Annotated in this window: 25 protein-coding genes; 13 read left to right on the forward strand and 12 right to left on the reverse strand. The window is 66.5% G+C overall.

Annotated elements, in window-relative coordinates; genetic code table 11:
* Positions 1-10: 10 nt before the first annotated feature.
* Positions 11-718: a TIGR00266 family protein gene (locus tag LE416_RS01600; protein WP_225046748.1), complete on the forward strand. Its 708-nt coding sequence runs from the start codon at positions 11-13 to the stop codon at positions 716-718.
* A 273-nt stretch (positions 719-991) separates the two neighbouring features.
* On the forward strand, positions 992-1882 hold the full coding sequence (locus LE416_RS01605; RefSeq protein WP_225046749.1) for an NAD(P)H-dependent flavin oxidoreductase: 891 nt from the start codon (positions 992-994) through the stop codon (positions 1880-1882).
* A 64-nt stretch (positions 1883-1946) separates the two neighbouring features.
* Here LE416_RS01605 and LE416_RS01610 read toward each other — a convergent pair whose 3' ends face one another.
* The 8 genes from LE416_RS01610 to LE416_RS01645 form a co-directional block, all read right to left on the reverse strand.
* Positions 1947-2537 (reverse strand): DUF1648 domain-containing protein, encoded by a 591-nt coding sequence (locus LE416_RS01610; RefSeq protein WP_225046750.1) that lies wholly within the window; start codon positions 2535-2537, stop codon positions 1947-1949.
* Positions 2524-2802: an autorepressor SdpR family transcription factor gene (locus LE416_RS01615; RefSeq protein WP_225046751.1), complete on the reverse strand. Its 279-nt coding sequence runs from the start codon at positions 2800-2802 to the stop codon at positions 2524-2526. The genes LE416_RS01610 and LE416_RS01615 overlap by 14 nt, the downstream gene beginning before the upstream one ends.
* A 111-nt stretch (positions 2803-2913) precedes the next feature.
* On the reverse strand, positions 2914-3678 hold the full coding sequence (locus LE416_RS01620) for an ABC transporter permease (protein WP_225046752.1): 765 nt from the start codon (positions 3676-3678) through the stop codon (positions 2914-2916).
* Positions 3675-4577 (reverse strand): ABC transporter ATP-binding protein, encoded by a 903-nt coding sequence (locus LE416_RS01625; protein ID WP_225046753.1) that lies wholly within the window; start codon positions 4575-4577, stop codon positions 3675-3677. The genes LE416_RS01620 and LE416_RS01625 overlap by 4 nt, the downstream gene beginning before the upstream one ends.
* Positions 4577-4777, reverse strand: coding sequence for a PLD nuclease N-terminal domain-containing protein (locus LE416_RS01630; RefSeq protein WP_225046754.1), 201 nt, complete (start codon positions 4775-4777; stop codon positions 4577-4579). The genes LE416_RS01625 and LE416_RS01630 overlap by 1 nt, the downstream gene beginning before the upstream one ends.
* A 137-nt stretch (positions 4778-4914) precedes the next feature.
* Positions 4915-6657 (reverse strand): 1-deoxy-D-xylulose-5-phosphate synthase, encoded by a 1743-nt coding sequence (locus LE416_RS01635; RefSeq protein WP_225046755.1) that lies wholly within the window; start codon positions 6655-6657, stop codon positions 4915-4917.
* A gap of 104 nt (positions 6658-6761) precedes the next feature.
* The gene (locus tag LE416_RS01640; RefSeq protein WP_225046756.1) at positions 6762-7799 is read right to left on the reverse strand and encodes a hypothetical protein; all 1038 of its coding nucleotides are present in this window, start codon (positions 7797-7799) and stop codon (positions 6762-6764) included.
* A gap of 1 nt (position 7800) precedes the next feature.
* Complete coding sequence (locus LE416_RS01645) at positions 7801-8130, reverse strand: PadR family transcriptional regulator (RefSeq protein ID WP_225046757.1); 330 nt, start codon at positions 8128-8130, stop codon at positions 7801-7803.
* Between the two features lie 872 nt (positions 8131-9002).
* Here LE416_RS01645 and LE416_RS01650 point away from each other — a divergent pair.
* Both LE416_RS01650 and LE416_RS01655 read left to right on the forward strand, forming a co-directional pair.
* A complete protein-coding gene (locus LE416_RS01650) occupies positions 9003-9548 on the forward strand; it encodes a GNAT family N-acetyltransferase (RefSeq protein WP_225046758.1) in 546 nt (181 codons plus the stop codon).
* 198 nt (positions 9549-9746) lie between these two features.
* Positions 9747-11369 (forward strand): ABC-F family ATP-binding cassette domain-containing protein, encoded by a 1623-nt coding sequence (locus LE416_RS01655; protein ID WP_225046759.1) that lies wholly within the window; start codon positions 9747-9749, stop codon positions 11367-11369.
* A 527-nt stretch (positions 11370-11896) separates the two neighbouring features.
* Here LE416_RS01655 and LE416_RS01660 read toward each other — a convergent pair.
* Entirely contained in the window at positions 11897-12508 is a 612-nt protein-coding gene (locus tag LE416_RS01660; protein WP_225046760.1) for an HAD family hydrolase, read from the reverse strand.
* A 111-nt stretch (positions 12509-12619) separates the two neighbouring features.
* Between LE416_RS01660 and LE416_RS01665 the strand changes: the two genes are divergently transcribed.
* From LE416_RS01665 to LE416_RS01705, 9 genes are all read left to right on the forward strand, one after another.
* Positions 12620-13738 (forward strand): exonuclease SbcCD subunit D, encoded by a 1119-nt coding sequence (locus LE416_RS01665; protein ID WP_225046761.1) that lies wholly within the window; start codon positions 12620-12622, stop codon positions 13736-13738.
* Positions 13738-16824, forward strand: coding sequence for an AAA family ATPase (locus tag LE416_RS01670; protein ID WP_225046762.1), 3087 nt, complete (start codon positions 13738-13740; stop codon positions 16822-16824). Before LE416_RS01665 ends, LE416_RS01670 begins: the two co-directional genes overlap by 1 nt.
* A 52-nt stretch (positions 16825-16876) precedes the next feature.
* The gene (locus LE416_RS01675; RefSeq protein ID WP_225046763.1) at positions 16877-17119 is read left to right on the forward strand and encodes a hypothetical protein; all 243 of its coding nucleotides are present in this window, start codon (positions 16877-16879) and stop codon (positions 17117-17119) included.
* A 122-nt stretch (positions 17120-17241) separates the two neighbouring features.
* Positions 17242-17388, forward strand: a complete 147-nt coding sequence (locus tag LE416_RS01680; RefSeq protein ID WP_225047856.1) for a hypothetical protein — start codon at positions 17242-17244, stop codon at positions 17386-17388.
* Positions 17389-17553: 165 nt separating this feature from the next.
* On the forward strand, positions 17554-17733 hold the full coding sequence (locus tag LE416_RS01685) for a hypothetical protein (RefSeq protein WP_225046764.1): 180 nt from the start codon (positions 17554-17556) through the stop codon (positions 17731-17733).
* A gap of 236 nt (positions 17734-17969) precedes the next feature.
* On the forward strand, positions 17970-19067 hold the full coding sequence (gene mutY / locus LE416_RS01690) for an A/G-specific adenine glycosylase (RefSeq protein WP_225046765.1): 1098 nt from the start codon (positions 17970-17972) through the stop codon (positions 19065-19067).
* Complete coding sequence (locus LE416_RS01695; RefSeq protein WP_225046766.1) at positions 19064-19711, forward strand: NAD(P)H-dependent oxidoreductase; 648 nt, start codon at positions 19064-19066, stop codon at positions 19709-19711. Before mutY ends, LE416_RS01695 begins: the two co-directional genes overlap by 4 nt.
* Positions 19704-19886: a hypothetical protein gene (locus LE416_RS01700; protein WP_225046767.1), complete on the forward strand. Its 183-nt coding sequence runs from the start codon at positions 19704-19706 to the stop codon at positions 19884-19886. The genes LE416_RS01695 and LE416_RS01700 overlap by 8 nt, the downstream gene beginning before the upstream one ends.
* A 68-nt stretch (positions 19887-19954) precedes the next feature.
* The gene (locus LE416_RS01705) at positions 19955-20482 is read left to right on the forward strand and encodes a DUF308 domain-containing protein (protein WP_225046768.1); all 528 of its coding nucleotides are present in this window, start codon (positions 19955-19957) and stop codon (positions 20480-20482) included.
* A 70-nt stretch (positions 20483-20552) separates the two neighbouring features.
* Here LE416_RS01705 and thiD read toward each other — a convergent pair whose 3' ends face one another.
* The 3 genes from thiD to LE416_RS01720 all read right to left on the reverse strand — a co-directional run bounded on the left by thiD (position 20553) and on the right by LE416_RS01720 (position 23598).
* Positions 20553-21380 (reverse strand): bifunctional hydroxymethylpyrimidine kinase/phosphomethylpyrimidine kinase, encoded by an 828-nt coding sequence (thiD, locus tag LE416_RS01710; protein WP_225046769.1) that lies wholly within the window; start codon positions 21378-21380, stop codon positions 20553-20555.
* A gap of 339 nt (positions 21381-21719) precedes the next feature.
* Positions 21720-22769, reverse strand: coding sequence for a hypothetical protein (locus LE416_RS01715; RefSeq protein WP_225046770.1), 1050 nt, complete (start codon positions 22767-22769; stop codon positions 21720-21722).
* Positions 22762-23598 (reverse strand): SbcC family exonuclease, encoded by an 837-nt coding sequence (locus tag LE416_RS01720; protein WP_225046771.1) that lies wholly within the window; start codon positions 23596-23598, stop codon positions 22762-22764. Before LE416_RS01720 ends, LE416_RS01715 begins: the two co-directional genes overlap by 8 nt.
* Positions 23599-23676: the final 78 nt, after the last annotated feature.

Consider the following 23676-nt stretch of genomic DNA (forward strand, 5'->3'; position numbering starts at 1 on the left):
GGAGGCACTCATGGAGTACGAATTGAAAGGCAGCAGCACGTTTCCCATCGCGGTGGTGCACCTGAACGCAGGCGACAGCGTTCAGATCGAATCCGGGGCGATGATCTACCACAACGGGCGCGTGGCGCTTCAGGGGCGGATGAACAGCAACGGCCGCGGCGGCCTGGGTGGGCTGATGAGCGCCATCGGCCGCAGCATGACCTCCGGCGAGTCCTTTTTCATCACCACGGCCACCGGCACCGCAGACGCCGGCGAGCTGGCGGTGGCGCCGGGCAACCCGGGGCCGATTCGCGAGCTTGAGGTCGGCGGGGACCACCAGTGGCTGCTGAACACGGGCGCGTTTCTCGCCGCCGATCAGACGGCCGGCTACCAGATGGTGCGCCAAAGCGTGGGCCGCGCGCTGTTCGGCGGCACCGGCGGCTTTTTCATCATGGCGACGCAGGGGACCGGCACGGTGCTGGTCAGCGCGTACGGCGACATGCTGGCGCTGGACCTGACCGACGCCGACGATTACGTGATCGACAACAACCACGTGGTCGCCTGGGCCAGCACGCTGGACTACCGCATCGAGGCGGCCAGCGGCACCTTCGGCTTCACGACCGGCGAGGGGCTGGTCAACCGCTTCTCCGGCACCGGCCGCGTCTACATCCAGACGCGCAACGTCGAGGCGCTGGCCGGCATGGTGCAGCCGTTCCTGCCGGACAACAGCAGCAAGTAGGCCGGATTTGGGCAAAAGCGGCAAACTGTGATGGCGGGTTCGACCGGCGACGTGTAGGCTGGCAGTGAACGGGAGGCGGCGCGCCGCCGAGGCAAGAACTACCCGTCCCGCTAAGTGCGCCTTGCTTCGCCCTCTAAACGGGCTACGCAGCGCAACGCGGGCGCGGCTAGCTACGCCCAAGCGCCGAGGCCAAGTGCGCCTCAACGCTTGGGCTAGGCTACCCGTCCCGCTAAGTGCGCGCTGCTTCGCCCTCTCTTGAAAGGAGCTTTCAACATGACCACAATTCTTGGCACCAAGTACCCCCTGATTCAAGGCGCGCTGGCGCAGATCTCGCTGCCGCCGCTGGTGGCGGCAGTCAGCAACGCCGGCGGACTCGGCGTTTTAACCACGACCAACATGGACGTGCCGGCGCTTGAGGCGGCCATCGCCGCCGTGCGCGCGCAGACAGACAAGCCGTTCGGCGTCAACCTGATGCTGCAGCAGGCCAACATGGCCGAGATTGTGCCGTACCTGATCACGCACCCCGTGCCGGTGGTGACCACCAGCGCCGGCACGCCCAAGGCCTTCTGCCAGGCCATCCAGGCCGCGGGCACGAAGGTGGTCGCGGTGATTCCAAGCGTCAAGGTGGCGGTCAAAATGGCGGCGCTGGGCGTCGACGCGCTGGTGGCCGAGGGCATGGAGTCCGGCGGCCACATCGGCACGGAAACCACCTTCAGCCTGGTGCAGCAGGTGACCGCCGCCGTTGACCTGCCGGTGTTTGCCGCCGGCGGCATCGCGGACGCGGCCGGCGTCGCGGCGGCCAAGGCGCTCGGCGCCGTGGGCGTGCAGGTCGGCACCGCCTTTTTGGTGGCGACGGAGACCCCGATCGCGCAGGCGTACAAGGACGCGGTGATCGCGGCCACGGACACCGGCACGGTGGTCACGGGCCTGGCCCTGCACGACGCGGTGCGCAGCCTGAAGAACCCGCTGACGACGGCGTACCTGGAGGCCGAGGCGGCCGGGGCGGACGCCGACTCGCTGCACGGCATGCTCGACGGCAGCCTGACGCGCGCCATCAACGGCGACATCGCCCACGGCACCCTGATGGCGGGCCAGATTGCGGGCAAGCTCACCGGCGTGGCGCCGGTGTCGGCGATCGTCGCCCGGCTGTTCCCGGAGGACTAGACGCACGTAAAAAATGATTCCCCAGCCGGCCGACGCGTCGGTTGGGGAATCATTTTTCGTTCGCTCACTTGGCTGTCAGCGGCATGGCCAGCATGGCGACGCCGGTCACCGTCAGCACGACGATGGACACGGCGGGCCGCAGGAACAGGCTGACCAACAGCAGCAGCCCGGCGACCACCATCACGCGGCCGAGCCGGCGCAGCGCGGCCCGGCCCATCTTGCGGCGTGGGGCGAGCGCGCGGGTGCTGTACTCGGGCGACACGGTCGGGATGTAGTTGCCCATCGCCAGGAACATCACGCCGATCAAAAAGGTCGCAATGCGCCAGACGTCCAGTTGCCGGCCGAGGCCGATCTGAATGGTGGTGACGTACAGCACCACGGTCAGGACCGGCATCACCCAGTTGACCACGCGCTCGAAGCGCGGCGCGCTCTGGTTGCCGCGCGGCACCAGCACCGTGATCAGCTGGAAAACGGCCATCAGCGCGGGCAGGCCGAACACCACGAAGGCGCGCGGTGCCCAGCCGTTGGGTTGACTGTCGACGCCCCAGTGAATCGCCATCGTCGCCGGCAGCTTTGAGTAGACGGCCAGGCCGTACAGAATCGGCGCCAGGATCACCGGCAGGGTCGTGGCCAGAATGCGCTTAGGATTTCTCATGTTGGTTGCCTCCGAGGTCGTAGATCCAGCCGAGCAGCTCCTCGAAAACGGAGAGGTTCAGGCTGTAATAGATAAAATTCTTGTCCTTGTTCAGGTCGACCAGCCCGGCCTGGCGCAACAGCTTCAGGTGGTAGGACACCGTCGCCTGCGACAGGTCGAACTGCGCGGCGATGTCGCCGGCGGACTGGTCGCCTTTCTTCAGTAGCTCAAGGATCTGACGCCGCACAGGGTCGTTGATCGCCTTGAGCGTATCGGTCAGTGCCATGTCGTACCTCCTTACAAGAGCGGCGTGTTTCGCGGGATGGGTAGCCTTGCGCAAGCGGAGCGTCGCGACGCTCCGCTTGCCTGGCGCCGCCCGGTCACAGCCGTCGCCCGGTCACAGCCGCCGCCGGTTCAGCGCCACGATGGCGAGCGCCAGGCAGCCGGCGGTGATGGCGACGGTCAGGGCGAAGGCCGGCGCGACGCTGGCCAGCGTCTTGGTGCCGCGCACCCAGGGCAGCGCGTTGGTGGTCAGGCTGAGCGGGTTGAAGCGGCGCAGCGGCCGCCACATGTCGCCCAGCCCCATCACGACGACGCTCGCCGCCACGGCGAGAAAGCCCGCGAAGCTGCTTTTGGCCAGCGCACTTCCCAGCAGGGTGATCGCGATGATCATCAGGCCGTACAGCGCCAGCGGCCACAGCCCGGCCCAGACGTGCGGGGTCAGTGCATCCTTGAAGTAGTAGGCGGTGTACGCCCAGGTGAGCCCGAAGCTGGCGAGCAGCGTGACCAGCCAGGTGCAGGCGGCCAGCGCGAACTTGGCCAACACCACGGCGTAGCGCGGCAGGCCCTTGGTCACGAGGGGCACCAGCGTCCCGCGCCGCACCTCGGCGGCGATGGCGCCGGACCAGACGATGGCGAAGAGAAAAATCCCGAGCTGGTCGATGTTCTTGTAGAACTGGGTCCACGAGTCCACGCTGGTCGGCGTCGGCAGGGTGATGTGGATGCCGGAGCCGCCCATGCTCTTGAGCAGCTCGGGGGTCAGCCGCGCCATCAGCGGGCTTTCAATCGCGAACAGCAGGAACACCAGCCCAATCAGCAGGAAGCGGCCGCGGCGCCAGTGCGTCAGGGCCTCCTTGCGCAGAAAAATCCAGGTTGCGGTCATTGTGTCACCTCCATGAACAGGTCCTCGAGGCTCGGCCGCACCGGGCTGACGCGCACCGGCACGAGGTCTTGGGCCAACAGGGCGGCAAGCACGGGCCGAAGCGCCGCGGTTTCCCCTTGGGGCGCAGGAATCAGCAGGGTCGCCGACTCACGCGCGGCGACGCCGAGGGCCGCGGCCGCCTGCCGGGCCGCGGCCGGGGTCTCAAACCCCAGCGCGACTTGGGCCTGGCCGTGCGCGGCCAGCAGCTGGGCGAGCGGACCCTGCACCTGCAGCCGCCCGGCGTGCAGGATGCCGACCTGGTCGCAGATGCGGGCGACGTCGTCTAGGATGTGGCTGGAGAACAGGATGGTCGTGGTGCCGCGCAGGCTGGCCAGCAGGTCGAGGAACTCGCGGCGGCCGACCGGATCGAGCGCCGAGGTCGGCTCGTCGGCGATCAAAAGCCGCGGGCGCGCGAGCAGCGCCTGCGCGACGCCGAGGCGCTGCTTCATGCCGCGGGAGAACCCGCGAATGCGGCGGCGGTTGTTCGGCAGCCCGACCGTCTCAAGCATGGCGGTGATGCGCCCGCCAAGCTCGCGGTGGGGGATGCCGGTCAGCTGGCCGCACAGCCGCAGGTACTCGGTGGGGGTCAGCTCCGAGTAAAACTCGGGCACATCCGGCAGGTAGCCGATGCCGGAAGCCGCGGCGGCCCTGCCGTAGTGCACCGGGTTGCCGGCGAAGGTGATGCTGCCGGCATCGCGCTGCAGCAGGCCCAAGATCAGCTTCATCGTCGTGGTTTTGCCCGCGCCGTTCTCGCCGACGAAGCCGTAGATGCTGCCCTCGGGCACGGCCAGCGACAGGTCGGCCAGGACGGTCTGGTCGCCGAAGGACTTGGTGACGTGGTTCAGCTCGACCAGGGCCATCACTGCACCTCGCGGCCGAACAGCAGGTAGGCGATGGCGCCGAACGGGTGAATGGCAAAAATCGCAATCAGCCAGATCACCTTGTTGCCGTAGCGGAAGTGGTGGTGGCGGATGATGGAGACCAGCGCGGTGATCAGCAGGCCGAGGTCGATCAGGACCAGCGGAATCAGCAGGGGTAGGTTGTCTTTGAGTGCGTCCATGGTGGGAGTACCTCCTATTTCGAATTTTGTCTAAATTATACGGCGGCGGTGGCGGCGAGGCAATCATTATTTCGAAAAATTTCTAAACAGGTTGCCAAAAAGGCCCCGCCTGCCAGCGGCAAGCGGGGTGGGGCCGGTCAGTCGGCCAGCGCCTTGAGAATGTCTGCGGTGATCAGCTCCGGCGTCAGGTGGTCGCGCGCCATCAGCTCGGCCGTGCTTTCGCGGTCGTTGAACTGGCGCTTGGCGCCGACGGTCAGCACGCGCGTGGCGGTCGGGCCGAAGTGCGCCGCGACCTTTTGGCCGAAGCCGCCGTCCAGGCTGCCCTCCTCGAGCGTCACCACCAGCGCGTGGTCGGCCAGCTGGTCGAGGTCTTCGGCGGCCCAGGCGTTGGTGCTGCGCGGGTCGACGACGGTGGCGTCGATGTCGTGTTCGGCGAGTTGCTTGGCGACGGCCGTGGCGGTTGCAAGCATCGAGCCGAGGCCCAGCAGCGCGACCTTACTGCCGCGGTGCAGCACGTGCAGCGCAGTCGGCGCGAAGGCCGGGTCAAGCGGCGCGCTTTGGACGCCGTGCGCCGGCACGCGGATGGCGACGGGGCCCGCCGTCTGGGTCAGCGCCCAGTCGAGCTGGGCCAGCAGCTCCTCCTTGGTGGTCGGGGCCAGGTAGGTCAGGTTGGGGATGTTGGCCAGCATCGCGATGTCGAAGGTGCCCTGGTGCGTCGGGTCGCCGCCGGACACGGAACCGCCGTTGAGAATCAAGACGGCGGGCAGCTTGTTGATGCCGAGGTCGTGGGACAGCTGGTCGTAGGCGCGCTGCAGGAAGGTGCCGGAGTGGAAAACGACGGGGCGCATGTCCTGCTGCGCCATCCCGGCGGCCAGGGTGATGGAGACCTGCTCGGCGATGCCGACGTCGATGTAGCGCTTCGGGTAGTCGGCGGCGAAGCGCTTGAGGCCAAAGCTGCCGGGAATCGCTGCGTTGAGCGCGTAAATCGGCGCGTCGTCGTCTGCGATGTGCTTTTCCAGCCGGTCCAGGATCAGGCTGTTGTAGGAGACGCCGGTGCTCGGGTGCAGCGGCTCTGCCGTGGTCAGGTCGAAGGGAACGTGCCAGTGCCAGTGTTCCTTGTCGATCTCGGCCGGGGCATAGCCCAGCCCCTTGTCGGTGTGGACGTGCAGCACCAGCGGGTGGTCGAGGTCGCGCACGGCGCGGAAGGCGGCAATCATCGCCGCGACATCGTTGCCGTGGGCCTCGTAGCGGTAGTCCAGGCCAATCGCCTTGAACAGGTTGCGCTCGGCCTTGCCTTCGGTGTCCCGCAGCAGCTTCAGGTTCTCGTAGATGCCGCCGTGGTTCTCAGCGATGCTCATCTCGTTGTCGTTGACCACGATCAAAAGCTGGCCGGCCAGCACCGCGGCGTTGTTCAGCGCCTCGTAGGCCAGGCCGCCGGACAGCGAGCCGTCGCCGATCACCGCGACGATGTTGCCGGGTTCGTGCTTGTGGTCGCGCGCGATCGCCATGCCGGTTGCCAGCCCGACGGAGGTCGAGGTGTGGCCGATGGTGAAGAAGTCGTGCGGGCTTTCCTCCGGCGCGGTGAAGCCGGAGACGTCGTCGTAGTGGGCCGGGTCCAGCCAGGCCTGCTTGCGCCCGGTCAGGATCTTGTGCGTGTAGCTTTGGTGCGAGACGTCCCAGACCACCTTGTCGGTCGGGGAGTCGAAGACGTAGTGAAAGGCGATGGTCAGCTCAACGTCGCCGAGGTTGGGGCCGACGTGGCCGCCGGTTTGACTGACCTTGGTCAGCAGGGCGTGACGGATTTCCTGCGCCAGCTGCGGCAGCTGGGCGATGCTGAGTTGCTTCAGATCCTTGGGTGAATCGATTTGTTCGAGTAACATTATTAGCCTCACTTTTGACGTAATACTTATATTTTGATAGTGTGTCGGGCAGAAGTCAAGGCACCAAAAAGGCGCCCCTTGGCAATTGGGCGCCGTGTCACGCGTTACTTGTGCTTACCGAAGATCGGCTTTTCGAACAGGCCACCGACAATCAGGATGAAGATGGCGGGGGTCCAGGCCTCGACGACGAAGCCGAAGAACAGGAACACCGTCGTCAGCACCGGCCAGTAGAACTGGCGGATCCGCGCGAGGCGGTCCGACTGCGCCGGACGCGCGCGCGGGCCGCTGGGACTGGCCTGACGGGCCTGCTTGGCCGCGGTCGTGTCGTCCCAGTCCTCGTCCCAGTCGTCCGCATCCTCAGTGGCGTCGTTGCCAGCATCGGGTTCGGTCGCCGTGGTCACCGTGGCCCGCGCCAGCCGGCCGAAGCCGCCGGCAATGATGCTGGTGTAGACGATGAAGTACACCCCGGCCGCCACGAACATCAGGAACGCCGCGCCGGCATCGTTGCCGGTGACGGTGCCGTAGTTGCTGATGATCGGCAGGAACAGCGCGATGAAAAACATCCCGATGCCGCCGATCAGGCCGACGGTGCGCGGGCGGTTGTACGCGGTCGCCCGCTCATCCGCCAGCGCGTGGGTCTCGGCCGTGACCGCGCGTTTGCGCATCGCGCGAGACACCGTGCGGTAGCCGAGGCTGGCGGCGATGATCAGCGCAATCCCGGCGCCGGTGGTGGCAAGGAACACCAGCGCCGGCAGCGCGTCGCCCGTATTTGAGGCCAGCACCGTCAGACCGAGGCCGCCGATGATCAGCGCGATGCCAAGCCCCAGCAGCTGGGCGAAGCGCTCGGTGCCGGCCCAAAACCCCTCGGCCTCGTCCGGCGTCACCAGCGGCCGAGCGGACTGGCCGGTCGCGCGGCGCTTCCCGCTCGCCGAATCAACCTCCAGCGCGTCGAGCAGCTCGTCCACGTCGCCGAACTCGCCGATCACCAGCCCGATTGCCTCCGCCTGGGTTTTGCCCTTGGCCAGCTCCGAATGGTAGTGGTCGGTCATCAGGTCCAGCAGGTCCTGCTTGGCCTTCTTGGTCTTGGCCGTCATCGGCACCGATGCGAACAGGCCGTCAAGGTAAGTCTTCAATGTCTCCATGTCACTGCTCCTCCGCTAAAAAGTGGCTGACAACCGCCTGAACCTGCACCCACTCCGCCTTTTTGGCCGTCAGGTAGGCGGCCCCCGCCTCGGTCAGGTGGTAGTAGGTGCGCGGGCGGCCGTACGAGATCTCGCCAGGGTAGGCCGCGATGTAGCCGGCCTTGACCAGCCGCGTGAAGGCCGAGTACAGCGTGGTCTCGTGAATCTCGTAGGCGCCATCGGTGCGCTGGGCGATGCGCTGGGCAATCTTGTAGCCGTAGGAATCGCCGCCCTGCAGCACGGCTAGGATGATCGCGTCGTTGTAGCCGCGAATGCCGTCGCTTGATATCATGCGCTCACCTCACTACTTCGTCTGTCGTGGTAATGATACCACGACTACTCCTGCAGATGAAGTAGTCCTTGAGACTGATTTTTCCAGGGCGGAGCCAGGCGCACTTAGCGGGACGCATAGCGTAGCGCCGATGCTTGGGCCGGGCTCCGGCCCGGCCGGTGGCGCACTTCAAAGTGGTTGGCGTCATTCGGCTGTGCTGGTTGTTGCACGTCAGTGGTCAGGCGGTCAGCTGAAGCGAACTTGCTCCAATTGGTAATCGTTTTTCAGATTTCAAAGCCCGGCCAACACACGATTCTCCGCAACCGAGCTTAAAAGTTGACGGCATATTTTACCGCGGGTACGATACACAATAGATGGACATCCGAGTCGTGGGGCGGCAAACGCGTTGCCGGTTCCACCCGCGGCTCCGGCGAACGATCCGGCGGCAAGCGCCTCTAGTAGCCAACCCAGACCAGTGCCCTGACCAGGCCATTGTATGCATATGATAGTGAAACACGCTTGGCCGTGTCGGCGGGAATCCAAAGGGGATAAGGATCACCATCCGCGCGTCGAAACACGGGGCGGCCAACTCTAAGAGGTAGCAACGGCTTCCCTAGACGCGCGGCGCACGCACCGGCTGCACACATACCAGCATTGCCCCGGGCGGTTCCGGGAGGTCCTGCAGCAACAGGCCGTGCACTGCACCACGCGCAGAGCCAACTGAAGCTAATTCAATCGCGCCGAATCCGGTTTGGGGACACCCCGGGCCGGGTTTGGCGCGTCTTTGTGTGCCGTGGCCCGCAATGCGGCTAGGTACATTGCCTGGCAAAGTAGGACGGCTTGTTCGCCGGCAGGGAAAGGGATAGACTGAAAACATCAAAGGAGTGAGTGCGATGTTCATGTACCCAATTGACGACGAGCTGGCGCTGGCGCTGCCGCGGCCTGTCCTCGATGCCCCGAAGCTTTACGCGCTGATCGACGCGGACCGGGCGGCGATCGCCCGCTTTCTGCCCTGGGCCGCGGACACCAAGGACGCGGCGGGGGAGCAGGCCTTTTTGACGATGACGCTGGCGCACTTTGGCCAGGGCAAGTCGGTCAACCTGGTGATCTACTACCGGGGCGCGCCGGCCGGCACCATCAGCTTCAACGGCTTCGACGACGCGGGCGCGGCCACGGACCTCGGCTACTGGCTGGGCGAGCCCTTCCGCGGCAAGGGCATCATGCACCGCGCGGTTGCGGCCATGTGCGATTTGGCCTTCACGGAGTACGGGCGCAACCGCGTGATCATCCGCGCGGCGGTGGACAATCCGGCCAGCAACGCCGTGGCATCCAAGGCGGGCTTTCACCTGGACGGCACGCTACGCGAGGGCGAGCGGCTGGCGGACGGCTTCCACGACGTCAACGAGTGGTCGCGGCTCAAAAGCGAGTGGCACAATTAATCACAAGGGGCCGTTCGGCTTGCAGGGCAACCTGCAGACCGGGCGGCCTTTTGCGTGGGCCCGGGCCCGGGCGGGGTGCCCGCATCGCGGCCGTGACCGGCGTCGGCGGGGAAACTTCTACCTATATATTGCCCGGCGGCCGTTTTTCTGATACGATTGGGCCAATATGCGTACCCAATCAAGGAGGAAAAATCACCTTTGCTTACTGTGAATAACGTGTCCATGACCTTCACCGACCGCACGCTGTACTCGGACGTCAACCTGAAGTTCACGCCGGGCAACTGCTACGGCATCATCGGGGCCAACGGGGCGGGCAAGTCCACGTTCCTGAAAATTCTGGAAGGCAAGCTTGCGCCGACCACCGGCTCCGTCTCGCTCGACCCGCACGAGCGGATGAGCAGCCTCAAGCAGGACCACTTCGCGTACGACGACCAGACCGTCATGAACACCGTGCTTCAGGGCTTCACCCGCCTGTATGAGGTGATGACGGAAAAAGACGCGCTGTACGCCGATCCGGACTTCGACGAGGCCAAGGGCATGCGCGCCGCCGAGCTCGAGGGCGAGTTCGCGGAGATGGACGGCTGGAACGCCGAGGCCGACGCCAGCCAGCTTTTGCAGTCCGTCGGCATTCCCGAAAGCCAGCACCAGTCTTTGATGGCGGAGCTGCCGGAAGGCGAAAAGGTGAAGGTGCTCCTGGCGCAGGCGCTGTTCGGCAAGCCGGACGTCCTGCTGTTGGACGAGCCGACCAACGGGCTTGACCCGCAGACCATCGCCTGGCTCGAGGACTTCCTGGCCGACTACGAGAACACCGTCCTGGTGGTCTCACACGACCGGCACTTCCTGAACGCCGTGTGCACGATGATGTGCGACGTCGACTTCGGCAAGATCCAGCTGTTCGTCGGCAACTACGACTTTTGGATGGAGTCGTCCAAGCTCGCCCAGCAGCTGCGCGCCAACGCCAACGCGAAGAAGGAAGAGCAGATTAAGCAGCTGCAGGAATTCGTCGCGCGCTTTTCTGCCAACGCGTCCAAGTCCAAGCAGGCGACCTCCCGCAAGAAGCAGCTGGAGAAGATTACGCTGGACGACATCAAGCCGAGCACCCGCAAGTACCCGTTCATCAAGTTCGTGCCCGAGCGCGAGCTGGGCAACGACCTGCTGCGGGTGGAAAACGTGTCGCTGACCGTCGAGGGCGAGAAGATCCTGGACAACGTGTCCTTCATCCTGCGCCCCGGCGACAAGACCGCGTTCATCTCGCGCTCCGACGTCACGACCAGCTACCTGATGCAGATCATCGCCGGCGCGATCGAGCCGGACACCGGCACGGTCACCTGGGGCGTCACCACCAGCCGCGCCTACATGCCCAAGGACCTCACGCCGGAGTTCTCCGACGAGCGCTTCGACATCCTGGAGTGGCTGCGCCAGTTCGCCAGCAAGGAGGAGTCCGACAACACCTTCCTGCGCGGCTTCCTGGGCCAGATGCTGTTCCGCGGTGACGAGCCGCTGAAGAAGGTCACGGTCCTGTCCGGGGGCGAGAAGGTGCGCTCCTACCTGGCCAAAATGATGCTGAGCAAGGCCAACGTCCTGTTGATGGACGACCCGACCAACCACCTGGACCTGGAGTCGATCACCAGCCTGAACGACGCGCTGATCGACTTCCCGGGCGCCATCATTTTCACCAGCCACGATCACCAGTTCATCCAGACCATCGCCAACCACGTGATCGAGGTCGGGCCAAAGGGCGTCGTCGACCGCGCGGACACGACCTACGACGAGTTCATGGCCCACGAGGTCGCGCAGGCGCAGGTCGCCAAGATCTACTGATTGCGTGCACGCCCGGACAACATGTGTCCGGGGTGCGTGGTAGAATGACGCAGTACTTGCCCAACCGCAAGTATTGCGCCGGTCGCGATTCGGGGGAGTAGCGCCCGACGCAGATCATCATCCACACCACGAAGGCACTGCCACAACGGGCAGGGCCTTTTTTGTGACCTAGGGCGGAGCGCGGCGCACTTAGGCCACCGGCTAGCGTAAGGCAAGGCGGTGGGCCGCGTCCTTTGGCCCAGTGCCTTGCCTTAGCTAGACGAGTGGCCGATGCCGCGCGGAGCCCGACGAGAACCAGGGCGGAGAACCGCGGGCTTAGCGGGACGGGTAGCCTAGCCAAGGCATTTGGGGCGTACTTTGCCCCGAGTGCCTTGGCGTAGCTAGCCGCTCCCGCGTTGCGGTTCGGAGCCCGACGATGAGAGGGCGGAGACGCGCGAACTTAGCGGGTCGGGTGGCCTGCCAGTCGTGCTGGCCGGCGGCGCAAAAAAGGCGCCTCGCCAGGCGAGACGCCGATTCGGCGGCTGGACCTACAGCATCAGCAGGTCCGCCGGGGTCTTGAGGTAGTGGGCGACCGGCTCGGCCAGGTCCTGGGTGGTCCAGGTGCACAGCGCGAACGGCACGCCGGCTGCGACGGCGGCCTGGGCGTCGGTGGCAGTGTCGCCGACGTAGACGGTGGTGTCGCGAGTCACGTTCAGCCGCTGCATCGCCAGCTCGATTGGGTCGCCGAAGGGCTTGTTGCGCTTGGCGTCGTGGGCGCGCACCGCGGTCTGGAAGAAGCGGTCGAAGCCAAACCGCGCCTCGTCGACCGCGTACTGCTTGGTGTCCTTGGAGGTGACCACGCCCATGGCGGTGCCGCGCGCGACCAGCTCACCCATCACTTTTTCCAGGCCCGGGATCCACTTGACGTCACCGGCGTGGGTCTGTGAGTCCGCGGTCCACTGGGCGACCATCGCGTCGGCGGCGGCCCCGGTGAAGCCCAAGCGCGCGGCGGTGTCGGAGGACGGGATGCCATTGGAGAAGCGCAGGTCTTCGATGGCGTACTCGCGGTCGTAGCGGCGCATGGTCTCCTGGAGGCCGAGCAGGTACATCGACACGGAGTCGATCAGGGTGCCGTCGATGTCAAAAATCAGAGTTGTCATGGTAAGGTCCTTTCCGAATCAGATAGACCCAGTGTAGCAGATACGGGAGTTGACAGGAACCTGAACGAGTGTTTGGATTAGAGCAGATTGACTTACTGATGGAGGAACGCGATGAAAATTCTGCACACGGCCGATTGGCACATCGGCAAACGACTGGCGGGCTTTGACCTGACGGCGGATCAGGATTACGTTTTTGACCAGCTGGTGGCCTGCGCCCAGCGCGAGCAGGTGGACGCGATAGCGATCGCCGGCGACCTGTACGACCGGGCGCTGGCCAACGAGGACGCGGTGTCGCAGGTCAACCGGATGCTGTACCGGCTGAACCGCGAGCTGCACTACCCGCTTTTGGTCATCTCCGGCAACCACGACTCGGCGGTGCGGCTGGGCACGGGGCGCCAGTGGTTCTCAGCGACTGGGCTGCACCTCAACACCGAGCTGGCGGAGGCCTTCACGCCCGTCGAGATGGGCGACGTCCAGTTCTTCCTGCTGCCGTACTTTGAGCCGGTCGCGGCGCGCCAGTACTTCCACGATGACAGCCTGACCAACATCAGCCTGGCGATGCACCGCGTGAGCGCCGAACTGCAGACGCGGTTCGATTCGGCCAAAAAGCACGTGCTGTTCGCCCACTTTTTCGCGGCCAACAGCACGCAGACGGACTCGGAGACCAAGGTCGCGGTCGGCGGCCTGGACGCCGTGGACGTCGCCGACCTGGCCGCGTTCGATTACGTCGGGCTCGGCCACCTGCACAACCGCAACGCCCTGACGCACGTGGCGGGCGTGCAGTACGCGGGCTCGCTGCTGAAGTTCTCGACCTCCGAGATTGCCCAGGAGAAGGGGGTCTACATCCTGGACACCGCCACGATGGCGCGCCGCTTCGTGCCGCTGAAGCCGCTGCACGAGTTCCAGCACCTGACCGACGCCTTCGCCGCCCTGACCGCACCGGACGCGGGAGAACGCTTCGACCGCGATGCCTACACCGCCGTCACCTTGACGGACGCGGCCGTGATTCCCAACGTGATGACCGCGCTGCGCGAGGTTTTCCCCCGCATCACGGGGCTTGACCGCGAGCAGGCCGTGCAGCTGAACCGCGCGGCCGCGGCGGACCCGACGCTCGGGCCGCTGCCGCTGCTTGCCGAGTTTTTCCGGCAGGTGACGGACACCGAGCTGGACGACGCGCAGCTGGCGTTCGCCCGCACTGCGCTGGACGGCGCCAAGAAGGAGGGCAACTGATGCAGCTTGAGCAGCTTCACATCCAAAACTTCGGGCCTTACCGCGACGAGCGGGTGGACTTCACGCACTTTGCCGAGACGCCGGTCTTTTTGATCAGCGGCAAAACGGGCAGCGGGAAGACCACGATCTTCGACGCGCTGGTCTTTGCGCTCTACGGCACCACGGCCGGCGACGACCGCAGCGGCGCCGAGATGCGCGCGGCCTTCGCGACTCCCGAGGCGGCGACGCGCGTCACCCTGGCCTTTTCCCACGGCGGGCGGCGCTACGAGATCTGGCGCCAGCCCGATCAGGTGCTGGCCAAAAAGCGCGGCACCGGCACCACCAAGAGTCCGGGCAGCATGTGCCTGACCGAGTACGACGGGGCAACCGAGCGCAACCAGTGGACCAAGCAGCGCGACATCAAGCCGCGCATCGAGGCCATGCTGCACCTGGACGCCAACCAGTTCCGCCAGATGGTGCTGCTGCCGCAGGGCAAGTTCCGCCAGTTCCTCGACGCCTCCAGCAACGACAAGGAGGCGCTGCTGCGCAACCTGTTCGGCACCGGCCTGTACGAGCGCTGGGAGGAGGCGCTGCGCCAATCCGCCAAGGACGCCAACGCCGCGGTGGGCAAGGAGTCCGAGCGCCTGGCCACGCTGGCCTCGCGCTTCGCGTACCCCGACGCGGCCCCGGCGGCGGAGGCCTCGCTTCCCGACAAAATGGCCGCGATGAAGGCCGGCGTCGCGGTCCTGGACAAGGCGGCGCAGGCGGCCGACGCCGCGCTGGCCGCGGCCACGCACAAGTCGCAGAAGGCCGCCAGTGCCCTGGAGGCCGGCTCGCGGCTGGCCGAGGCCTTTGCCAACCGGGCCTCGGCGCAGGCCGCACTGGCCGCCCTCGAGCAGGAAGCGCCGGCCCGCGCGGCGGCCGCAACGCGTCTCGCGCTGCTGCAGTGGGCGCAGACGCTTGCCCCGCAGCAGCGCCAGCTTGACAAGCAGGCCGCGGCGGTGGTGGCGCACCAGGCGACCCTCGACGGGCTGCACGGCGAGCTGCCGGACGTGCAGGCGGCCCTGGCTAAGGCTGAGGAAGCCCAGGCGGCCCTGACCGCCCGGGCCGCGGCCGATGCGGCCGACGTGGCCAAGGCGCAGACCCTGGCGCAGCTGGAACCCCAGCTTGCCCAGGCGGCGGACGCCCAGGCCAAGGCCGCGACCGCGGGCAAGCGGGCGGCGGATGCCAAAGCGGCCGTCGAGAAGGCCGAGGCGGCGCAGCGAAGCGCGGCGGCCGCGGTGGTGGCCACCCAAGAGGCGCAGGCCCAGGTGACCGACCACGCCGCGGCGCTGCACGAGGCGGAGACGGCGCTGGCCGGGCTGTTGCCGCAGTACCGCCAGTGGCAGACCGGCGCCAAGCATCTGGCCGCGCTGGCCAAGCAGCAGACCGCTGCCCAGACGGCGCTGACCGCCGCCCAGGCCGCGGCGGATGCGGCCGCCCAAGCCTACCAGGACCTGCACGACCGCCAGCTCAGCCAGCAGATCGCGGCGCTGGCCGCCAAGCTCAGCCCGGACGCCCCGTGCCCGGTCTGCGGCAGCCTGGAGCACCCGCACCCCGCGACCATCGCGGTGGCGCCGGTGGCCGATGCGGCCGTGGCGGCGGCCGATTCGGAGCGGCTGGCGACCGCGCAGGCCGCGGCCACGGCCCAGAGTGCCGCAGCCGAGCTGGCCCGTCAGCTGGCAGAGGCCCAGACCGCGCAGGCGGCGCTGACTCAGGCGCTGCAGGGCGCGGCCGACCGCCCGGTGCCGGATGTGATTGCCGCCGCGCAGGACGCCGTGGCGACGACCCGCAAGGCCGTCACCGCCGAGGAAAAGCAGCGCGCCGCCCTGGGCGAGCAGCTGACCGCCGCCCAGCAGGCGGCGGACACCGCGGTCACGACCCTGGCCACGCGGCAGGCCACCGCGCAGACCGCGGCCACGGCGGCGGCGCAGGCCGCCGGGGTGGCCAGCGGCATGGCGGCCAAGCTGCCGGCGGACGCTCCGACGCTCGAGGCGCTGAAGGCGCAGAGCGCGCAGCTGACCGCCAAGCATGAGGCCTACCAAAAGGCGGTGCGTGACGCCACGGCCGCGCGCGAGCACGCGCAGGCGGCCGCGACGACGCTCGCCGCCACCATCGCGGCCCAGACCCAGCAGGTGGCCGATCAGACGACCGCACTGCGCCGGGACCAGGCGGCCTTTGCGGCGGTGCTGACCGCCAAGCTCGGCGACGGTGCGCCGGCCACCTTTGCGGCGCTGGCCGCGGCCGCCGGCGACATCGCCGGGCTGCAGGCGCAGCTCGACGACGCCAAGCAGCGGCAGGCCGCCCAGACGGCGCTTTTGAAGCAGGCGGAAGGCGCCATCGGCACCAAGGAGGCGCCGGACCTCGCCGCGCTGACGCTGGCGCGCGACGCAAGCGCCCAGGCGCAGGCGGCGGCGCAGACGGTGCAGGCTCAGGCCGCCCAGGTGCTGGCGCAAAACCGCGAGCTGGAAGCGGAGATCGCGGCCGGGTACGCCAAGAACCGTGAGGCCATCGACTCCGCCACCGTTTTGGCCAGCCTCGCGGCGGTGGTCAACGGCAACAACCCGCAGCGGCTCAGCCTGGAGCGCTACGTGCTGCGGGCCTACCTCGACCGCGTGCTGAAGGTCGGGAGCACCCGGCTGGCGAACCTGACCGCCGGCCGTTACCAGTTCGCGCTGCACACCGACCCGGGCAGCTACCAGAGCGACTCGGGGCTTGAGATCGACATCTACGACGATCAGATCGGCCAGCTGCGCTCCGTGCACACGCTGTCCGGCGGCGAGAGCTTCGTCGCGGCGCTCAGCCTCGCGCTGGCCCTAGGCGAGGTGATCTCCCAGGTGGCCGGCGGCGTCACCATCGACGCGCTGTTCATCGACGAGGGCTTCGGCTCGCTGGATTCGGCGAGCCTGACCACGGCGATGCAGGCGCTGGAAAGCCTGGAGGGTCAGTCGCGCATGATCGGCATCATCAGCCACGTCGAGGCGCTGCAGGTCAGCATTCCCGACCAGCTCCAGGTTGTGCCGACCGGCAGCGGCGAGAGCCACATCCGGGAGCGGCACGCGGAGTGAGTCGACGACAAGGCAATCTGGCGGCTAATTGCCGCGTTGTGGAGGCGTCGGAATGACGAGAGACCTTGTGCTGGCGAAGGTGACCGAAGCGGGCGCTGGATTCACATTCGTCCTCGACGGGAAAACATGCGGCATGGAATATGAGGGTTCCAGCGGCCGGTTTGTCTACACGTTGTGGTACGGCGAGGCAATCCGCGAGTACCGCGACCCTGAGTTAATGATGGCCGACCGCTTTTTCGGCGGGCGGAGCCTGAACGAGCTGATCGACGCCGGCATCGCGCTGGATTTCTTCTAGCCGGCGGCGCGAATTTTAGCAATTGGCAATTAAGTGTGCTAACGCCGCCGAAAAGTGGTATAACAGAACTGTCGAGAGCGCGATCTTACACTCAACTCTAATTCAAGGAATAAGAGGCGAGAATGATGGCAGGAAAACTCAGTAAGCAAGAACGCAAGGCGCTGATTCAGGAAGTTGAAAAGAAGCGCGCTGAGCACCCAGTTAAGAAGACCGAGTCAGGGTTTGCTACAATCGACAAAGAAGCCGAGAAGCTCGAAAGTGAAAACTAACCTGACTGTCTGTTGCGACCACCTGTAAGGGGTGGCCGTTTTTTTGTTCTGATAAACGGCCACACGTGCACCAGTCCGTCGTGTCGTGAGCCAATTCCTTTACCCGCTAGCCTGCGGCACGGTACAGTTAAGGTATACCGCAGCCGAGACCACAAGGAGGGGCCTATGAGTAACCTGTCGATGCAGATTGATCGTGACCTGAACATCATTAACGCCGTCGCGCGGGCCGAAAAGACGCGCGCCGAGCGCCACGTCAAGGAGGCACAAAGCCACGTTCGCGCGATGCGTGATTGCGCGCTGAAGCGGGCGATGCAAAGCCGCCTGGCCGTCGTGGTCCAAGGCTGAGCGAGCCACCGGAAGAAGCCGGTGGCTTTTTTGAGAGGGCGGAGCGGGGCGTTCTTAGCGGGTCGGATGGCCTAGCTAAAGCGTTTGGGCCGCACTTTGGCCCGAGGGCTTTGGCGTAGCCGGCCGCGCCCGCGTCGCCCCACGGAGCCCGTTTAGTAAGTGCAGCCCGTTTCGACCCCACACTCCGCAGCCCCTCGCCCCAACCCGGCTGGCAAAGCCGCGCGGCCTTTCGTATAATGGAGGCCGGAGGTGTTGCAACATTGAATTGGTCACAAGCGAAGATCGAGGACTTTCGCCGCACGCTGCTCGCCTGGTACGATGAGGCGGGCCGCGATTTGCCGTGGCGACAGGACCACGAGCCCTACCACGTGCTGATTTCGGAGACCATGCTGCAGCAGACGCAGGTCAAGACGGTGATTCCCTACTACCTGAACTTCATCGCCCAGTTCCCGACCGTGCAGGCGCTGGCGGCGGCCCCGGAGGCCGCCGTCATGAAGGCCTGGGAGGGGCTGGGCTATTACTCGCGGGCCCGCAACCTGCAAAAAGCGGCGCAGCAGGTGGCCGCGGCGGACGGCGTCTGGCCGCAGACGGCCGAAGGGCTGCGCGCGCTTGCCGGCGTCGGCCCGTACACGGCGGGGGCCATCGCCAGCATCGCCTTCAACCAGGTCGAGCCGGCCATCGACGGCAACGCCTTTCGCGTTTTCGCCCGGCTGTTCTGCGTGCCGGACGACATCACCAAGCCCAAGACCCGGCAGGTGTTCGACGAACTGATCCGTCGGGTGATCGACCCCGCGCGGCCGGGCGACTTCAACCAGGCCATCATGGACCTCGGCGCCAGCTACATGACCGCCAAGGACCCGGACGCGGCGCACTCGCCGGTCGCGGCCTTCGACGAGAGCCTGCGCCGCGGCACGGTGCTGGACTTTCCGGTGCGCACGAAAAAGGCCCGCCCGCGCCCGATCGACTACTACGCGCTGGCGATCCGCGGCCCCGAAGGCTGGCTGATGGCGCAGCGCCCGGACTCGGGGATGCTCGCGCGACTGTGGCTGTTCCCGCTGGTGGCGGTCGCGGCGCTGCCGGAGGCGACGCCGGCGGCCGCCGCGTCCTGGTTTGCGGCGCAGACCGGCCACGAACTCGCGCTGACCGCGGCGCCGTGCCCGGCGGTGTCGCACACCTTCACGCACCAGAAGTGGCAGATGACGCTGCTGGAGGCCGACACCACGGGCTTTGCCGCCTCGGACCTGACCTGGGTCGCCGACTTTAACCAGGTCGCGCTGCCGACGGTGCAAAAAAAGCTGCTGGCGGCGCTGGGAAAGGCGGGACGACTGGAATGAAGACGTTGATTATCGTCGGCCATCCGGATATCGACGGCTCCGACACCCAGCAGTTCCTCAAGGCGGCCGCGGCGGAAGTGCCGACCGCGACGTGGCGCCCGCTGCCCGCAACCACCGGCGCCGCCACGCTTGCCGCCTGCGACCGGCTGGTGCTGCAGTTTCCGCTGCACTGGTACCAGGCGCCGGGCCTGTTGACCGACTGGCTGACCGCCACGCTGGCGCAGCCCGCGGCCAGGACCGCGCTTGCGGGCAAAAGCCTCGGCGTGGTGGCGACGTTCGGCCAGTCCGCTTCGGCCTTTCACCCCGGGGCCGGCGTCGGGGTCTCGCTCGACGCGCTGCTCAGCCCCTACCAGGCGCTGGCGACGAAGCTCGGGATGCGGCTGCTGCCGCCGCTGACCGTCGCCCAGTTCGCGTACGCGGATGAGGCGGCGCGCCGGGCGCTGTTCGTGCGCTACCAGCAGTACCTGACGCTGGCGGACCCGGCCAGCATCGCCCAGCAGGCCGCCTGGTGGGCGAAGCGGCTGAATCAGCAAGACCAGCCGGCGGCCGCCACGCTGGCGACCGCGCTGACCGCACGCCAGGAGCGGCTTGCCGGGTTGGCCGCAACGCTGCACACCGTGGAGGAGGGGACGACGCTTGGATGACGACGAGACGAGCTGGCTGATCGATCAGGCCAACCAGCTGGCGGCGCAGGCCGTCGACTACCCCGCTCAGGCCTTTTACGCCGAGCTGGCGGACTTTCTGGCGACTCAGGCCCGGCGCATCGACCAGGCCGAAGGCGAGCTCGACGGCCGGCTGTGGGATCACACCGGCTGGTAATCCGCCCAGCGGCCGATGGCGCGCGGCGCGGGCCGTGTTATGCTGGAAGGCGAAAGTGGGGAATATTCATGCAAACCATCATGACAAATTTCAGGCGGTTCACCGCGCTGCGCGCCGTCGTGTTCGTGGCGCTGGGCGCCTGGCTGGTGATCGCGCCGTATAGTGCCTACGCGGCGGTCAAGGGCCTGACCGTGCTGGGGCTGCTGGCGCTTGCCGCGGCGGCCGCGTGGGACGCGCTGCGGGCCAAGCGGCGCAACGAAGCGACCGGGCTGGCCTGGAGCCGCGCCGGGGCGTACGCGGTGGCGGCCCTGCTGGTACTGGCGCTGCTGCGGCCGGCGGTCAGCCTGCTGCCGGTGCTGTTCGGGCTGATGCTGGTGCTGTACGGCATCAACCGCATCACAAGCGCCCGCACGCGCCAGCAGTACGTCAACGTGTCGGCGGTGCCGGGCGTGGTGTACGGCGTGATTGTCGCGGCGGCCGGCGTGTTCCTGCTCTTCAACCCGTTTTCCACCGTCATGCTGATGCTGCGGGTGCTGGGCGTGACGCTGATTGTGATGGCGGGCGCCGAGTGCGTCGACTCCTGGCGCGCGAAGTAACCGACAAGACAAATGCGGACCCCGGCCAAAAAGGCTGGGGTCCGCATTTGTCTGTCGAGTGGTTGCCGGGTTACGGCTGCGGGGTCGGGTGCACCATCGGGTTGGCCCAGTGGTTGATCGGGCCGAACTGGTGGCCGACGGCGATTTCGTTGCGGATCGCGGTGTCGACGAAGCGCTTGGCGATGCGAATCGCGTCCTCGACGCTGACGCCCTTGCCCAGCTCCGCGGTGATGACGGCAGACAGCGAGTCGCCGGTGCCGTTCTTGCGGTCGGTCGCGTAGTAGGGACCGGTCAGCCAAAAGGCGCGGCCGCTTTGAAGCAGCACGTAATCGCGCACCTCGGTCTGCGTCTCGCTGTCGTGGCGGCCCTTGAGTACCACATTCTTGGCGCCCATGTCCTGAATCGCCTTGGCCGCCGCGATGATCTTGGCGTCGGAATCAAGCGTCATGCCGGTCAGGTGCTCCGCCTCGTAGAAGTTCGGCGTGATCACGGTCGCCAAGGGAATCAGCTCCTGCTTGAGTGTCTCGAAGGCGTCGCTTTCCATCAGCAGGTTGCCGTGCTTGGTCGAGATCACCGGATCGAGCACCAGCGGCCCGAAGTCGTACTTGGTGAGGTTTTTCGCCACGTCCGAGATCTGCGCCGCGTTGGCGAGCATGCCGGTCTTGCAGGCGCGAATCTGCAGGTCGGCGGCCAGCGCGTCGAATTGGTGATCGATGAAGTCGTTGCTCATCAGGGCGGCGTCGTGGATGCCGTACGAGTTGCCGGCCACCGCGGCGGTCAGAATCAGCGCGCCGTACGTGCCGCGCATGAAGAAGCTGTGCAGGTCGGCCTGGCCGCCCGCGGAGCCGTCGCTGTCGACGCCTGCAATTGTCAAGACTTGTGGAAATTCATTGGCCATGTTGCGGTCCCCCTTTGTGTTGCGATAATCGTAACCGTTTTTCACGCAAAAAACAATCATTTACAGAAAAACTCACCTGAATCTTCGTCACCCAAGCGTGAGAGCCGCGGTGGGTCGCCCTGATTGTATGGAAAATGCTGGCGAAACAACAAGCGGGCTGGCTATTAGTCGGTCAGCCGGATTGAGCTCGAAGGTTACACAGTAGTCGCGGACCATAAGTCAACGCCCACGCATACAAGGAGCCTGTCACGCATTTCCTAAGTTCGGGAAATACGCGGCAGGCTCCTTGTATTCTGGGCTAAGTACGACTTATGGCCCAGCCTCCTTGTTGGCTTGGCGCTAGTTGAAGGCGCGGCGCATCGGCAGGATCGCCTTGAGCCACTCGCCGATGAACGGGTAGGTGTGGTTGAGCTCGATCAGCTGGCGCGTCGGCTCCGGGTAGCGAAGCGTCAGGGCGTCGGAGTCGGGATCGACCTTGATGGCGAGCTGCGCGTGGTTCGGCAGGTCCAGGCTGTAGTCGCCCGGCTGGCCCTGGCGCATCAGAATCGCGTTGGCGCTGGCGATGACGAATAGTTCGTCCAGGGCCGGCGAGTTCTCGCCGGTGCGCACCTGGGCGACCAGCTTGAGGTTTTGGCCCTCCAGCTCCTCCGGCAAAGTCGAGGTGGTCCAGCTGAAGCCCTGGGCGTCCTGGCTGTCGGTGCCGGCGTCGGCCCAGTCGCGCTTGTGGTCGTCGAGCACCTGGTAGGTGGCGACGGCGGCGTTGGTCAGTGGCACGGTCAAGGTGGCGCTGCCGTCGGCGACGGTCTTGGTGACGTTGAGCGTCCGCACGGTGGTGTAGCGGGTCTTGAAGTGCAGCCCGTCGACCGGCTGCAGCACAGTTTCGTCGATGCTGGTGAAGGCCAGGTCGGCGGTGTACAGGCACTTGATCAGGGCGATCAGCGCGGTGACCTCGGCGTCGGTGTAATCGAGCGTCGGGTCCTCGGCCGTGACCTGAAGCAGCGTCGGCAGGTTCTTGGCGACCAGCTTGGCTTCCTTGGTGAAGGGGCCGTCGATGGTCAACAGCTCCTGGTTGCTGCTGGTGCCGGCCAGGTACAGCGTGATGGTGCTGCGATCGGCGTCGCCCACGCTGACCTCGTACCAGAGGCGAGCGGCGAAGTCCTTGTCCAGGTGCTTGTCGCCGCGCAGCGCGGCCAGCAGCTTGTCGGCCAGCAGGGTGGTGTAGCTGCGAATCGTCGCCGCCATCGCCGGCAGGTTGGCCTGCCAGAGCGCGTCGTTTCTCATCGCGTTGATCCGCGCCTTGTAGGCCTTGGTCACGGCCTGGCGGGCCTCCTTGGCGCTCATCGGCGCGGTGATCAGTTTTTGCAGTGATTGATCTTCCAAGTTAAGCATCCTGCTGCTCCTCCTTCAGTTCCAGGGCCCGCATGAAGTCGACTTGCAGGTTGGTCAAAATGTTCTCGAACTGCTCGACCGAGCTGTAGGTGGCCATTACCGCCTGGTACTCGTAGCGGGTGATGGCCGCGGCCACCTTGAGCTCGCGCTTGTGCGCGTCGAAGGCCGCGTCGGCCTCGGCCTTGGCCGCGTCGAAGCGCAGGCGCAGCTTGTCGGCCGCGCCGACGTTTTGACTGCGGTGCTGCGGGGCGCTTGACGGCTGCGGGTCGTCCGGATCGATGAAGGTCTTCAGCAGGCTGCGGAAGCCGCCGTTGCTGGTGCGGGTCGGCTCCGCCGCGGTCTCGGCTGTCGCGGCCTCCAGCTGGTTGTGCAGGGTGTCGACCTCCTGGTAGGTGGCGCGGCGCATGGCCTCCAGCTGGTTGTCGAGGAAGTGGTCGGGATCCTCGGCGAAGGCGCGCAGCTGCGGCAGGATGGCCTGCTCAGACTGCGTGGCCTGGGTGATGGTGCGCGCAATCACGTCGATGTGGCCGAACTGGCGGCGGTGGTACCAGTCGCCGAAGTAGACGGCGCCGTCATCGGCGACGACGAAAAACGGCACGTGCTGGCGAAAAAAGGCGATCAGGTCCTTTTGCAGGAAGTCGTGCAGCTCGACTTGGGCGTGCTTGTCGTAGGCCAGGATGTAGCCCGGCGTCTCGGACAGGGCCAGGCGCAGGTTATCGGCCGTGTCGTCGATGCCCTTGTACAGGCGGTACGTCGACTTTGCCGTCCAGGCATCGGCGAACGCCCCGAAGAATTGTTGCTGGTAGTTCAGGCTTGATTGAATTGTCATAATTAACCTCTCACAGTGGTAGGGACCGGATTCGGCCTAATGATACCTTCAGTTTACCGCAACCGCGCGCCTAAGGAC

The organism is Lacticaseibacillus kribbianus (assembly GCF_020180945.1).
GTDB lineage: Bacteria > Bacillota > Bacilli > Lactobacillales > Lactobacillaceae > Lacticaseibacillus > Lacticaseibacillus kribbianus.

What these genes read in the sequence shown, in the direction of transcription:
- LE416_RS01680 (WP_225047856.1), top strand. Translation starts at nt 17,242, where the DNA reads ATGATGGCAGGAAAACTCAGTAAGCAAGAACGCAAGGCGCTGATTCAG.
- LE416_RS01665 (WP_225046761.1), top strand. Translation starts at nt 12,620, where the DNA reads ATGAAAATTCTGCACACGGCCGATTGGCACATCGGCAAACGACTGGCG.
- LE416_RS01625 (WP_225046753.1), bottom strand. Translation starts at nt 4,577, where the DNA reads ATGGCCCTGGTCGAGCTGAACCACGTCACCAAGTCCTTCGGCGACCAG.
- LE416_RS01675 (WP_225046763.1), top strand. Translation starts at nt 16,877, where the DNA reads ATGACGAGAGACCTTGTGCTGGCGAAGGTGACCGAAGCGGGCGCTGGA.
- LE416_RS01600 (WP_225046748.1), top strand. Translation starts at nt 11, where the DNA reads ATGGAGTACGAATTGAAAGGCAGCAGCACGTTTCCCATCGCGGTGGTG.
- LE416_RS01650 (WP_225046758.1), top strand. Translation starts at nt 9,003, where the DNA reads ATGTTCATGTACCCAATTGACGACGAGCTGGCGCTGGCGCTGCCGCGG.
- LE416_RS01630 (WP_225046754.1), bottom strand. Translation starts at nt 4,777, where the DNA reads ATGGACGCACTCAAAGACAACCTACCCCTGCTGATTCCGCTGGTCCTG.
- LE416_RS01715 (WP_225046770.1), bottom strand. Translation starts at nt 22,769, where the DNA reads ATGCTTAACTTGGAAGATCAATCACTGCAAAAACTGATCACCGCGCCG.
- LE416_RS01695 (WP_225046766.1), top strand. Translation starts at nt 19,064, where the DNA reads ATGAAGACGTTGATTATCGTCGGCCATCCGGATATCGACGGCTCCGAC.
- mutY (WP_225046765.1), top strand. Translation starts at nt 17,970, where the DNA reads ATGGAGGCCGGAGGTGTTGCAACATTGAATTGGTCACAAGCGAAGATC.
- LE416_RS01670 (WP_225046762.1), top strand. Translation starts at nt 13,738, where the DNA reads ATGCAGCTTGAGCAGCTTCACATCCAAAACTTCGGGCCTTACCGCGAC.
- LE416_RS01610 (WP_225046750.1), bottom strand. Translation starts at nt 2,537, where the DNA reads ATGAGAAATCCTAAGCGCATTCTGGCCACGACCCTGCCGGTGATCCTG.
- LE416_RS01605 (WP_225046749.1), top strand. Translation starts at nt 992, where the DNA reads ATGACCACAATTCTTGGCACCAAGTACCCCCTGATTCAAGGCGCGCTG.
- LE416_RS01720 (WP_225046771.1), bottom strand. Translation starts at nt 23,598, where the DNA reads ATGACAATTCAATCAAGCCTGAACTACCAGCAACAATTCTTCGGGGCG.
- LE416_RS01640 (WP_225046756.1), bottom strand. Translation starts at nt 7,799, where the DNA reads ATGGAGACATTGAAGACTTACCTTGACGGCCTGTTCGCATCGGTGCCG.
- LE416_RS01645 (WP_225046757.1), bottom strand. Translation starts at nt 8,130, where the DNA reads ATGATATCAAGCGACGGCATTCGCGGCTACAACGACGCGATCATCCTA.
- thiD (WP_225046769.1), bottom strand. Translation starts at nt 21,380, where the DNA reads ATGGCCAATGAATTTCCACAAGTCTTGACAATTGCAGGCGTCGACAGC.
- LE416_RS01635 (WP_225046755.1), bottom strand. Translation starts at nt 6,657, where the DNA reads ATGTTACTCGAACAAATCGATTCACCCAAGGATCTGAAGCAACTCAGC.
- LE416_RS01615 (WP_225046751.1), bottom strand. Translation starts at nt 2,802, where the DNA reads ATGGCACTGACCGATACGCTCAAGGCGATCAACGACCCTGTGCGGCGT.
- LE416_RS01620 (WP_225046752.1), bottom strand. Translation starts at nt 3,678, where the DNA reads ATGACCGCAACCTGGATTTTTCTGCGCAAGGAGGCCCTGACGCACTGG.
- LE416_RS01705 (WP_225046768.1), top strand. Translation starts at nt 19,955, where the DNA reads ATGCAAACCATCATGACAAATTTCAGGCGGTTCACCGCGCTGCGCGCC.
- LE416_RS01685 (WP_225046764.1), top strand. Translation starts at nt 17,554, where the DNA reads ATGAGTAACCTGTCGATGCAGATTGATCGTGACCTGAACATCATTAAC.
- LE416_RS01660 (WP_225046760.1), bottom strand. Translation starts at nt 12,508, where the DNA reads ATGACAACTCTGATTTTTGACATCGACGGCACCCTGATCGACTCCGTG.